This window comes from Hymenobacter sp., assembly GCF_035709525.1.
GTDB lineage: Bacteria > Bacteroidota > Bacteroidia > Cytophagales > Hymenobacteraceae > Hymenobacter.
Genome location: NZ_DASTEP010000118.1, coordinates 1 through 12,211, shown reverse-complemented (window position 1 = coordinate 12,211; position 12,211 = coordinate 1). Strand labels below are relative to the sequence as shown.

The window sequence follows — 12,211 nt, the reverse complement described above, 5'->3', positions numbered from 1 at the left end:
GGTGTAGAGACGCAATATTTTGCGTCTCTACACCGCTCAGCGATTTGCCTACTCGCAAGTACTAACGCTCTTTTAAAAAAGCACCACCTTTCCTTGAAATAAAGCTAACTGCCTTACCCGCTGGCTTTCAACTAAAGATGAAAATACCGTGAAGCTTAAAAAGTGGCATTATTTAACGGTAAACCAGGGATAAACTAAGGGACACATTGAATTCCGAGCTTGCGGCCTCATTCAGTTGGAATTCATTTTATGAAACCCATTTCTACTCTCTTTTTCCTGGCTGCGCTGGGCTTGGCGCTGCCCGCCGCCGCCCAAACCACAACCCCGCTGGTGGCCGCCACCAGCACCTGGAAATACCTCGATAATGGCACCGACCAGGGCACGGCCTGGCGCGCCGCCGCTTTCAACGACGCCGCCTGGGCCAGTGGCGCGGCCGAGCTGGGCTACGGTGACAACGACGAAACCACGGTAGTGGGCTTTGGCTCGAATTCTTCTAATAAGTACGTGACGACGTACTTCCGGCAGCAGTTTCAGGTGAGCAGCCTGGCGGGCTTTGCCCAATTGAAGCTGCGCCTCATCCGCGACGATGGCGCGGTGGTGTACCTCAATGGCGTGGAGATTTTCCGCGATAACCTGCCCACCGGCGCGATTGCCTATAATACCTACGCCGTGAGCACCGTCAGCGGCAGCGACGAAAGCACCTACCTCGAAGCCATCGTGCCCAAGTCGGCGCTGGTGGCGGGCACCAATACCATCGCCGTCGAGATTCACCAGGACCGCGCCAATAGCTCCGACATCAGCTTCAAGCTGGAACTGCTCAAAGACCAGGCTACCAGCGTCACGACCTGCGCCATGCCCACGGCGGCGCTCAGCAATTTCATGTCGGTGCAGCCCTCGGCCCAGACCCAGACGCTCGTGATACCGAGCACGCACGTATACCAGGTGCTGACCCAGACCGGCGATGCCTACACCACGGGCACCGGCGCGGTGAAGGCCGCCAACGACTTTACGGGCTACGTGCCCATCGCGGGCAGCAGCACCAACGGCTACCTGTCCATCAACCACGAAGGCTCGTCGGCGGCCAGCTCAGGGGTGAGCATTCTTGATTTGCAGTACAACACCACCAGCAAGCTCTGGAACGTATCGGCTAAGAACGGCGTCGATTTCGGGCCGGTAGTGGGCACGTATAACAACTGCTCGGGCGGTACCACGCCCTGGGGCACGGTCATCACCTGCGAAGAAAATACGCCCACCGCGCCCACCGACAGCAACAACGACGGCTACCTCGACTTTGGCTGGAACGTGGAATTGAACCCTGCCACCCGCGCCGTGAAAGACCAGAACGCCGACGGCACCCCCGACAAGCTCTGGCGCATGGGCCGCATGAAGCACGAAAATGTGGTAGTGGCCGCCGACAACAAAACCGTGTATGAAGGGGCTGACGACGGCGGCACCAGCTACGTGTATAAGTACGTGGCCAACACGGCTGGCAACCTCGCCAACGGCACGCTCTACGTGCTACAACTGAGCGGGGCCATCGGCACGGCCACTACCGGCACTTGGATAGTGGTACCCAACAGCACGCCTACCGAGTGCAACAACACGACTACCACCGCTACGGCGCTGGGTGCCACCAGCTTTGCGGGCGTGGAGGACGTAGAAATCGGCCCGCACGACGGCAAAATCTACTTCACATCGAAGGGTACGGGCCGAGTGTACCGCTTTGCCGATGCCACGGCGGGCGTCAGCGATTTCGAGATTTTCGTGGGCCAGCCGGTGGGCGTTACCAACCAGACTTACCCCATCAACTACGGCGCGGGCACCGTGCAGGAAGCCTGGGGCACCGGCAACGACAACCTGACCTTCGACGCCTACGGCAACCTCTACGTGCTGCAAGACGGTGGCCGCGACCACATTTGGCTCGTGAAGCCCTGCCACACCCAAGCCGCCCCGGCCGTGGAGCTGTTCGCTACCACCCCGGCCGGCTCCGAGCCCACGGGCATGACGCTCTCGCCCGATGGCCGGTTTATGTTCCTCTCCATCCAGGGCCCGAGCTCCAGCAATACGCTGGCTACCAACGATGCCGCCGGCCAGTCGGTGGTCTTCAACAAGGCCACCACGCTGGTTATCGCCCGCAAGGAAAACCTGGGTAACGTGACTACCGCTACCGCCGTGGCCAAAAACGCCGCCGCCCTCACGCTCTACCCCAACCCCGCCACCAGCGAGCTGAACCTGACCCTGACCCACGACCGCCGCGAGCAAGCCACCGTGCAGGTGATGAGCATCTTGGGCAGCCGTGTGCTAGCCACCCAAACCGTGGAGCTGACCGCCGGTGCCAACAGCCTGCGCCTGCCGGTGCAGGGCCTCAGCAGCGGCCAGTACCTGCTGGTGCTGCGCACGCCGAGCGCCACGCTCACGCGGCAGTTTGTGAAGCAGTAGGGGAGGGCTATCCGTCATGCTGAGCGGAGCGCAGCGGAGTCGAAGCATCTCTACCGCTTCGTTGCTTATAGTTAGAAGTTACTCTGCTAAAGAGATGCTTCGACTCCGCTGTGCTCCGCTCAGCATGACGGTTGGTATCCCACTGCAAGCTGCACAAGTCCTTAATCAAGAACCAAAAAATTGAACACGACCCTAGCTTTTTTACTAAGCTTTTGCCTCTGGATTGCCCCGCTGCTGCGGGGCAATCTTGGCGTTTATAGCGAGCAATGCCCGGCCGCCGCCTTCACCGTGGCCGACGCCCTGCGCCGCCCCGACTGCACGCAAGAGCTGAACCTACGCTTCCAGGACCTCGAAACGCTGCCCGCCAGCGTGGGCCAGCTGCCGCGCCTGCGCCGCCTGCACGTGCAAGACAACCACCTGCGCCAACTACCCGACGAAATCACGCGCCTCGACAGCCTGCGTGAGTTGTTTGCCCAAAAAAACGCCCTGCGGCGCCTGCCCGCCGCCCTCGGTCAGTTGCGCCGCCTGCGCCAACTGCAAGTCAATGAAAACGCGCTCACCGAGCTGCCGCCCAGCGTGGGCCAGCTCGACAGCCTGCGCTACCTCGTCACGGCCTGGAACCAGTTTACCTCGCTGCCCGAGCAGCTGGGGCAGCTACGCCAGCTCGATTATTTCGACTGCTCGCACAACCGCCTGCTGTTCTTGCCCGCCAACGTGGGCGGGCTGCGTCAGTTGCGGTTTTTGTATTTGAATGATAACCAATTGCAGCAGCTGCCGGCGCAGCTCGGCGGCCTCACGAAGCTGCGCGAGCTGAACCTGGCTAACAACCAGCTCACCGCGCTGCCCGCCAGCCTCGGCGGCTGCCGCGAACTGCGTGCGCTCATCTTGAGCGGCAATAAGCTCGCGGCGCTGCCCGCCAGCCTGGGGCAGTTGGAGAATCTGGAGATGCTGATTGTCAACGATAATCCGCTGGCTGAGCTGCCGCGTACTTTGCGCCGGCTACCCCGGCTGCGCACTGTTATTCTGCGCCACACGGCGCTTTCGGCGGCGGCCCAGGCGCGGGCGCGGGCATTGCTGCCGCAGGCTAAGCTTTATTTTGAATGAGATTTTTTGCTAAAAAGGTCAGTCCAAGCGCGGTTACCCCGGCCCCTCCCCTCCGGGAGAGGGGAGCCGACCGCGAGCAGACGTTAGCGAACGTCCGGCTCCCCTCTCCCGGAGGGGAGGGGCCGGGGGTGGGGTCTCACGCCAGAGCGGCTAGTAAAATACCCCACCGCTACACCGCCCTCACGATGCTTTTGAGTCTGCTATTCCTGCTTGCCTTCAAAGCCCTGCCGCCGCCCCCAGCCGAGCAAGTCAAAACCTACTACACCCAGCACCTGACCCAGCTGCAAACAGCCCTCACGCATTTCCAGGCGGTAGTGGATAAGGCCGATGAGGCCGCGCTGCGCACCGAGTTTATCGCGTGCCGGGCGGCTTACAAGCCCCTGGAATTTGCAATCGAGTATTACTATCCCGGCACCGCCCAGCGCCTCAACGGCGCGGCCCTGCCCGAGGCCGAGCCCAGCGAGCCCGAGCAGGTGCAACTACCCGGCGGCTTGCAGGCCCTCGAAGAAATGGTGTACGCCGAGCCCACCGAGCCCGGCCGCCGCGACTACCTGCGCCAGGAGCTGGATAATATGCTTTACCAAGTGCGCTACCTCGAAGGTCAGTTGCCGGCCCTTATCCCCACTGATAGCGAGGTGCTCGACGCGCTGCGCCTGAACCTCTACCGGCTGGCTTCCAAAGGAATATCCGGCTTTGATACGCCCACCGTAGGCACCGCGCTGCCCGAGGCGGCCATCACCCTGCAAGCCACCGGCGAGGTGCTGGCGAGCTACGACGCGCCCGCGCCGCTGCTCGCTCAGCTCCGGCGCTGTGTGGCGGCTGTGCAGGCGCCTGGCCCCACGGCGGCCGGCTTCGAGCACTTCGACCGGATGGCGTTTTTCACGCGGGCGTTCAATCCGTTTTTGACTAGCCTGAAGGTGTGGCAGATGCAGCGCGGCATTGCGCTGGTGGGCGGGCGGCGGGCCATCCGGCCGGGAGCGGCCACGTTTTTCGAGGCCGATGCCTTCGACCCCGCCTTTTTTGCCCCGGCCGATGCGGCCGCGCCCACCCCAGCAGTGCTGGCGCTGGGCGCGGCGCTGTTTGCCGAGCCGGCTTTGTCGGGGCGGGCGGGGCGCTCGTGCCAAAGCTGCCATTTACCTGAAAAAGCCTACGCCGATGGGCTGAAAGTGAATAGCTCGCTGCTCGATGGCCGCAGCCTGGCCCGCAACACGCCCACGCTGCTCAACGCGGCCTTGCAGCCGGCCTTGTTCTACGACAGCCGCGTGCATTTTCTCGAAGACCAGGTGCACGAGGTCGTGTCGAACCGCGCCGAGATGGGCGGGCAGCTCAGCGCCGTGGCCGTGGCCCTGCGCCGCAAGGGCTACGGGCCGCAGTTTGCCCGCGCCTTTGCCGACGAAAAAGCGCCCCTCACCGAGCGCAACCTGCGCCGGGCGCTGGCCGCCTACGTCCGCACCTTGGGCGGGCTCAATAGCCGCTTCGACCGCCACCTGCGCGGCGATACGCTGGCTATGAATAAGCAGGAAATACAGGGCTTTAATCTCTTTATGGGCAAGGCCAAGTGCGGCACCTGCCACTACGCGCCGCTGTTTAGCGGGGCGGTGGGGCCGCTCTACGAGCAGGCCGAAAGCGAGGTGCTGGGCGTGCCCGCCACTGCCGACACCCTACACCCCACGCTCGACCCTGACCAGGGCAAGTACCTGCTGCACGGCATCGCGCACCAGCGCTACGCCTTCAAAACACCCACCGTGCGCAACGCCGCCCACACCGCGCCCTATATGCACAACGGCGTGTACCAGACGCTGGCTGAAGTAGTTGACTTCTACGACCGGGGCGGTGGCCAGGGCCTGGGTTTCGCCGTGCCCACCCAAACGCTCAGCCCCGACCGCCTGCACCTCACGCCCGCCGAAAAGGCCGCCCTCATCGCCTTCATCGGGGCGCTGAACGACGAGCCGGGTACAAAGGCGGTGGGGTATCGGTAGGCTGGGGGCGTTGGGCTCGCCTTGCGTGCACCTCACCCCCTAGCCCCCTCTCCAAAAAAGAGGGGGGACTAGCTCTAGTTCTAAAAGCCTAGTTTCTAGAGACTAAAACTAAAGACTAGTTCCCCCTCTTTTTTGGAGAGGGGGCTAGGGGGTGAGGTGCACGCAAGGCGAGCCCAACGCCCCATTACCGGCCGAAAAGCTGAACCACGGCAACGAGCGGCCGGGCTTTGCCGTTGGCACAAGCTACCACTCGTTTTGCCCGCGTTTATGCGCCTGATTCGCTTTTTGTTGCTGCTGTTACTGTTGGCCCCGGCGGCCCCGGCGGCGGCGTATTCGGTGCTCACCCACCAGTCTATCATCGACTCGACCTGGGAAAAGTGTGTGCTGCCGCTGCTGCAACAGCGATACCCCGGCGCCACCGAGAAGGAGCAGAAGCGAGCCAAAAGCTACGCTTACGGCGGGGCTATTTTGCAGGACATGGGCTACTACCCGCTGGGGGCCAGCTTGTTTACCAACCTCACGCACTACGTGCGCTCGGGCGACTTTGTGCGCAACCTGCTGCGCGAGGCCGGCGACCGCAACGAGTACGCCTTCGCGCTGGGCGCGCTGGCGCACTACGCCTCCGACAACGTGGGCCACCCCGACGCCACCAACCTGGTGCTGCCCAACCTGTACCCCGAGCGGGCGGCGGGCCTCGGCCCGGTCGTTACCTACGAGCAGGCCCCGCTCAACCACACGGAGGTCGAGTTTGCCTTCGACGTGATGCAGATTGCCAACGGCCGCTACCGCTCGCAGGCGTATCATAAGCACATCGGCTTTCGGGTAAGTAAGAAGCTGCTGGAAAGTGCCTTTCGCCAAACCTATGGGGTAGAGCTGGGGCGAATTTTCCTGAACGTAGATGCCAGCATCGCGGCCTTCCGGCTGGCCGTAAACCAGGTGCTGCCGGTGGCCGTGCGGGCCGCCTGGTACAGCCAGCGCAAGCAAATCTGGCGGGCCAGCCCCACGCTGCGCCAGCGCTACCGCGCGTATAGGAAGAACCCCAGCGAGTTTAAGCAGGAAAACGGCGAGCACTTCGAGCGGCCGGGTTTTGGGGCGCGGGTGTTGGCTAGCCTCATTAATATTTTGCCTAAGGTGGGGGCGCTGCGCACCTATTCGTTCCGGGTGCCGACGCCCGAGGACAGCAAACGCTTTCACCAGAGCTACACCGCCGCACTGGGCCGCTACTGCGCCCTCACCAGCGCCCAGCCCGCCGACACCGCCGCGATGGCCGCCCGCCTGCCCAACCTCAACCTCGATACCGGCCGCCCCACCCGCCCCACCGACTACGTGCTGGCCGACGAAACCTACGCCGAGCTGCTGCGCACGCTGCGCAAGCACAAGTTTGAATATCTCACACCCGCTCTGAAGGGTAATATCCTGGCCTTCTACGCCGCCGGCCCGCCGCCCAGCGCGCCGCCCGTGCGCTACACCAAAGCCACGGAAGACGGGCAGGAAGACACGCGCAAAAACCGCAAGCGCCGCCAGAAAGCGCAGGATGCGCTGACCGAGATGCAACAGCGGCAGCCGAGGTAGCTGGCGGTGTGCCAAGCGTAGAGGCGCATACTTGCGTCTCGGCGTTGTTAAGGCTCGTTTGGTGTGAGCGTGCAGCCCTTTTCTCAGCTTACCAGAGGTTCGCCTGGCGTATAGACGCGCAGCCTAGCGTCCCGTCGTTGTCAGGGCTCGCCTGGCGTGAGACGCAAGTATGCGTCTCTACATTCACCGTGGCGCAAATTGCTATGAAAAAGGCTCGCCAGCTTTTTCATAGCAATTTGCGCCTCCGACAAACGCTCCTTGCTGCATGGCCGTATTTTCTACTATAATTCGTTCACTACTTCTTGCTGGCGGCTTGCTCGCCGCTGGCCCCGCCCGCGCCCAAAGCCCGGCCGCCGACGCGGCCGGGCCGCTGCTTACGCCGGCGCAGTTCTTGGGCTACGCGCTGGGCAGCCGCTTCACGCCGCAGGCCGATGTGAACCGCTACGCCGCCCACGTAGTAGCCCACGCGCCCGGCCAGATGAAGCTCGTGCGCTACGGCCAAACCTACGAGCACCGCCCGCTGCTGGTAGTAGAAGTGGCCAGCCGAGAGAATTTTGCGAAGCTCGACGACATCGCGCACAACAACCGCCGCCTCGCCGGCCTCGACCCCGGCGCGGCCAGCCGTCAGCTGCCCGCCGTGGCCTGGCTTAGCTATAACGTGCACGGCAACGAGGCCGTGAGTTCGGAGGCCGTGCTCCAAATACTGTATGACCTGGCTAACCCGCAGGATGCGGAGATGCAGCGCTACTTGCAAAACACGGTGGTGCTGCTTGACCCCTGCGTGAACCCCGACGGCCACGACCGCTACGTGAACTGGTACAACCGCGTGCAAAACCAGCAGCCCAACGCCTCGCCCTACGCCTGGGAACACCGCGAGCCCTGGCCCGGCGGCCGCTACAACCACTACTACTTCGACCTAAACCGCGACTGGGCCTGGCAAACCCAGCAGGAAAGCCGCCAGCGCATTGCCCTCTACAACCAGTGGCTGCCGGCCGTGCACGCCGATTTTCACGAGATGGGGCCGAACAACTCGTACTACTTTTCGCCCGCCGCCCGGCCGTTTCACGCCGACATTACGCCGTTTCAGCGCCAGTTTCAGAACGTGATTGGCGAGTATAATGAGAAGACGTTTGACAAGAACAACTGGCTGTATTTCACCCGCGAAGTCTACGATTTGTTTGCCCCGACCTACGGCGACACCTGGCCCACCTTCAACGGGGCCATCGGCATGACCTACGAGCAGGGTGGGGGCGGGGCCGCTGGCCTGCGCTACGCCCGCCCCGACGGCGACACGCTGACTTTGGCGCAGCGCATCGCGCACCATGCGGCTGCCAGCCGGGCCACCATTCAGGCCACCGCCGAGCACCACGACGAGCTGCTGCGCGAGTTTGAAACCTACTACACCACCGCCCGCACCCAGCCCAAGGGCGAGTACAAAACCTACGTCATCGCGGCGGGCAACGACCCCGGCCAGCTGCGCAATTTTACGCAATACCTCGACCGCCAGGAAATCAAATACGGCTTCGCGCCCAGGCAGGTCAAGGCGAAAGGCTACAACTACTTATCGGGCAAAACCGAGACCGTGCAAGTCGAGCCGCGCGACCTGGTAGTGAGCATGTACCAGCCCAAATCGACGCTCGTAAAGGTGCTGTTTGAGCCTAAGCCGCAGCTCGAAGACTCGCTGACTTACGACATTACGGCCTGGGCTTTGCCGTATTCATTTGGGGTGAAAGCCTACGCGCTGCCCACCCGCCTGGCCGCCGACGCTACCGCGCCCGCCGCCCCGATGGTGAAGGGTAGCGTCGCCCTCGCCGACAAACCCTACGCCTACCTGGCCCGCTGGAACAGCCTGCAAGATGTGCGCCTGCTCAGCCGCCTGCTCCAGCAAAAAGTAAAAGTGCGCTTTGCCGAAAAAGCCTTCGCGGCCGAAGGCCAGCAGTACGCGCCCGGCTCGCTCATCATCACCCGCGCCGGCAACGAGGGGTTGGGCGCAAAATTCGACCAGCTGGTGCGGGCGCAAACCGACTCGGCGGGCACGGTGCTGCACGCCGTGAAATCGGGCTTCTCAACCACCGGTGGGGACCTGGGCTCGGGCTCGGTGCGGGCCGTGAAAGCGCCCACTGTGGCCGTGGTAGCCGGCCCCGGCGTCAATGCGTCGGCGTTTGGCGAGGTGTGGCATTTCTTTGAGCAGCAGCTCGGCTACCCGCTCACGGTGCTGGGCACCGAGTACCTCAGCACCGTGCCGCTCAGCAAGTTCGACGTGCTCATTTTGCCCGATGGCAACTACGCCGACGTGTACCCCACGGCGGCCCTCGACAACCTCAAAACCTGGGTGCGCGCCGGCGGCAAGCTCATCGCGCTGGAAGGCGCTAGCCGCTTTCTGGCCGATAAGCGCGATTTCCTGCTCAAAGCCAAGCCCGCCGCTACCAGCGACAGCAGCAAAGCCGCCCGCGCCAACCCCTACCGCGCCCTGCGCCGCTACGGCGACGAGCAGCGCCGCGACCTCGAAACCCAGGCCCAGGGCAGCATCTACCGCGTGGCCCTCGACAACTCGCACCCGCTGGCCTTCGGCTACGGCGATACGTACTACGCGCTGGTGCGCAATCCGCTAGGCTACAAATTTTTGCCGCAGGGCGGCTGGAACGTGGGCGTCATCAAGAAGAACAGCTACGCGGCGGGCTTTACGGGGAGCCTGGCTCGCCCGCAGCTTGCCGACACGTTTGTGCTCGGCACGCAGGACCTTGGGCGCGGCCAGGTGGTGTATCTGGGCGACAACCCGCTGTTTCGGGCGTTTTGGCAGAGCGGCAAGCTGCTTTTTGGCAACGCCGTGTTTCTGGTGGGCCAGTGAGGTCGGGCGCTTGGTTGATTTGCGCTGGGTCTTGGAAGCCAATGTTTTGGCTGCTGCGCGGCGCGGTTGAGCTTTGCGGTGCGTAGCCTTCGCTACCACCTTTTCAGCCGCACGTTGGCGCGGCCGGCGGGCCTGGGTAGCACCCGAAAGGCGCTGCAATTTCACGCCCGGCTGGTTGAGGCTGATGCGCTCGCGGGGGTGCGCCAGCACGTCGAGGCGGCGGCGGTAGCGCCGGTTCATGGTGTCGTGGATGGTGTACACGCCATCGAGCGCGGGCGAAATGCCGGTTACGCGCACTTTGTCGCCGAAGGCAAACGGCCCGCCCCAGGGCGTCAGCAAATCGCGCGACAGCGCCAGCCAGCGCGTGTGGCTGCCGTAGTGGCGCGGAATGCGCGAATTGTCGGCCGTGAGGAAGGGTTTGCTATCGGTTTGGCCCACCACGGCCCCGTAGGCGGTGGCCGTTACGGTATATATCGTGCTGGTGCGGGCAGCTTTGCGGCTGGCGGTGCGGGCCGCCACGGTGCCGAGCAATAACACCAGTAGCGCCAGCAATCCGAGCGCCTTGAGCGGTAGTGTCTGGCGGCGGTTGCTGATTGTCAATTGCTTGAAAGCAAGCAAGCGGGCACGCAGCAGGTTTGAATTAATCAACTATTCTTAAGCTAAGTTTCACAAACCGCCCAAAACGCGGGCAGCGCGCCAGAAGCGAGCAGTTATACAAAGCCAAACTGTGCGCGATACGTTCAACCAAGCCAGCCCGCGCAGCGGGCGTATCCGTTAAATCCTAAAAATCCGTTTGAATCTGCGGTCTAAAGGGACGCCAGCTGAATCTTGGTACCCTTTTGAAACAAGTCGATGTGCTCGCGCGGATGCACCAGCACGTCGAGGCAGCGACGGTGGCGGCGCGCCATCGTGTCGTGGACGATGTACGTGCCATCGAGGCTGGGCGAGATACCGCGCACGCGCACCGTATCGCCGAAGGCAAAGGGGCCGCCCCAGGGCCGCAGCAAATCGCGGGAGAGGGCCAGCCAGCGGGTGCGGCTGCTGTATTTTTTGGGAATGCGCGAGTTGTCGGCCGTCACGAAGGGTTCGGCGTCGGTTTGGCCCGCCACGGCCTCGTAGGCAGTGGCCGTCACGGTGTAAACGGGGGGCGTTTTCGGAGGTTTTGGGGGCCGCGCTACAGCTTGGCGCACGGCGCGCAGCGGGGCAAAAAAGCGGGCAAACGTGGTCGCTTTTGTGGTGGGCTCGGGGGGCGGTAGGGTGGCGGTCCAGCCGGTAAGGGCCAGGAGGCCGCAGCTAAATAATCGGATTTTATCCATCAATTTTTTAGTAATTGAGTTGCCTTTTTAGCCTGGCAATATAGGCTTGTTGCGCTATAAGAAGCGGCCAGGAATCAAACCTGGCTCTGTACAACATGCTTCACTTCAAGAATGTTATAACTTATGATAATGTGGCTTTGTGGCCCGTTTAGCCACGTTTAGACCATTTTTGCCATTTCGCAGCTATTTTGGTGATGCCAAAAAATTGAGCTTTTCTTAACCATTTCTTATTGCCTGCCCAATCCAGATGACACCCGATAACTTCCCGGCCAACCCGCCCGCCGCGTCCGATTTGCTCCGCATCGCGCAACGCCTGCAAGCCCTGGCGCAAGCCGGCCTCATGTATTCCCAAAGTGTGTTTGATACCGAGCGCTACACCGAAATTCAGGCCCTGAGCCTGGAGGTGATGGCCGGCCTAACGGGCCAGCCGGTGGCGCTGCTGGAGTCGCTTTTTTCGACTGAAACCGCCTACCCCACGCCCAAAGTCGATATTCGCGCCGTGCTGTTTCGGGGCACCGACGAGGTGCTGCTGGTGCAGGAAAAGCTGGATGGTGGCCGCTGGTCGCTACCCGGCGGCTGGGCCGAGGTGGGCCTCACGCCCTTCGAGGTAGCGGTGAAGGAAGTGCGCGAAGAAACTGGCCTCGAAACCGAAGCTGTGCGCCTGCTCGCCCTACTCGATAAAAAGCAGCACCCGCACCCGCCGCAGCCGTGGTACGTGTACAAGGCCTTCGTGCTGTGCCGCGTGGTGGGCGGCGCGCTACTCACCGATACCGTGGAAACGGCCGGCGTGCGCTGGGTGCACCGCGACGAACTGGCGGCGCTGGAATTGTCGGCAGACCGGGTGACGCTTTCGCAGTTAGAAACGATGCTGGCGTTTGCGCGGCAGCCGGAATTGCCGACGCTTTGCGATTAGGGGCGCGCCCTAACGGGGGAACCTCACCCCCCGGCCCCCT

General features: G+C 63.0%; 7 protein-coding genes. 6 read left to right on the top strand and 1 reads right to left on the bottom strand.

The genetic code is table 11. The annotated features are described in order from the left end of the window. Window positions 1-249 precede the first annotated feature (249 nt). The 5 genes from VFO93_RS10005 to VFO93_RS09985 all read left to right on the top strand — a co-directional run bounded on the left by VFO93_RS10005 (window position 250) and on the right by VFO93_RS09985 (window position 9,942). Window positions 250-2,439 (top strand): alkaline phosphatase PhoX, encoded by a 2,190-nt coding sequence (locus VFO93_RS10005; RefSeq protein ID WP_325134228.1) that lies wholly within the window; start codon window positions 250-252, stop codon window positions 2,437-2,439. 180 nt (window positions 2,440-2,619) lie between these two features. Next, on the top strand, window positions 2,620-3,543 hold the full coding sequence (locus VFO93_RS10000; RefSeq protein WP_325134227.1) for a leucine-rich repeat domain-containing protein: 924 nt from the start codon (window positions 2,620-2,622) through the stop codon (window positions 3,541-3,543). Between the two features lie 191 nt (window positions 3,544-3,734). Then, entirely contained in the window at window positions 3,735-5,522 is a 1,788-nt protein-coding gene (locus VFO93_RS09995) for a cytochrome c peroxidase (RefSeq protein WP_325134226.1), read from the top strand. A gap of 267 nt (window positions 5,523-5,789) precedes the next feature. Then, window positions 5,790-7,094: a zinc dependent phospholipase C family protein gene (locus VFO93_RS09990; protein WP_325134225.1), complete on the top strand. Its 1,305-nt coding sequence runs from the start codon at window positions 5,790-5,792 to the stop codon at window positions 7,092-7,094. Between the two features lie 265 nt (window positions 7,095-7,359). After that, window positions 7,360-9,942 carry a M14 family metallopeptidase gene (locus VFO93_RS09985; protein WP_325134224.1) on the top strand — a complete coding sequence of 861 codons (2,583 nt, stop codon included), beginning with the start codon at window positions 7,360-7,362 and terminating at the stop codon, window positions 9,940-9,942. A gap of 806 nt (window positions 9,943-10,748) precedes the next feature. Here VFO93_RS09985 and VFO93_RS09980 read toward each other — a convergent pair. Next, the gene (locus VFO93_RS09980; RefSeq protein WP_325134223.1) at window positions 10,749-11,258 is read right to left on the bottom strand and encodes a hypothetical protein; all 510 of its coding nucleotides are present in this window, start codon (window positions 11,256-11,258) and stop codon (window positions 10,749-10,751) included. A 247-nt stretch (window positions 11,259-11,505) separates the two neighbouring features. Between VFO93_RS09980 and VFO93_RS09975 the strand changes: the two genes are divergently transcribed. After that, window positions 11,506-12,171, top strand: a complete 666-nt coding sequence (locus VFO93_RS09975; RefSeq protein ID WP_325134222.1) for an NUDIX hydrolase — start codon at window positions 11,506-11,508, stop codon at window positions 12,169-12,171. Window positions 12,172-12,211 lie beyond the last annotated feature (40 nt).

Bases quoted from the DNA above. Each gene is read 5' to 3' on its own strand.
- VFO93_RS10005 (WP_325134228.1), top strand. From the start codon at position 250: ATGAAACCCATTTCTACTCTCTTTTTCCTGGCTGCGCTGGGCTTGGCG.
- VFO93_RS09990 (WP_325134225.1), top strand. From the start codon at position 5,790: ATGCGCCTGATTCGCTTTTTGTTGCTGCTGTTACTGTTGGCCCCGGCG.
- VFO93_RS09985 (WP_325134224.1), top strand. From the start codon at position 7,360: ATGGCCGTATTTTCTACTATAATTCGTTCACTACTTCTTGCTGGCGGC.
- VFO93_RS09980 (WP_325134223.1), bottom strand. From the start codon at position 11,258: ATGGATAAAATCCGATTATTTAGCTGCGGCCTCCTGGCCCTTACCGGC.
- VFO93_RS09975 (WP_325134222.1), top strand. From the start codon at position 11,506: ATGACACCCGATAACTTCCCGGCCAACCCGCCCGCCGCGTCCGATTTG.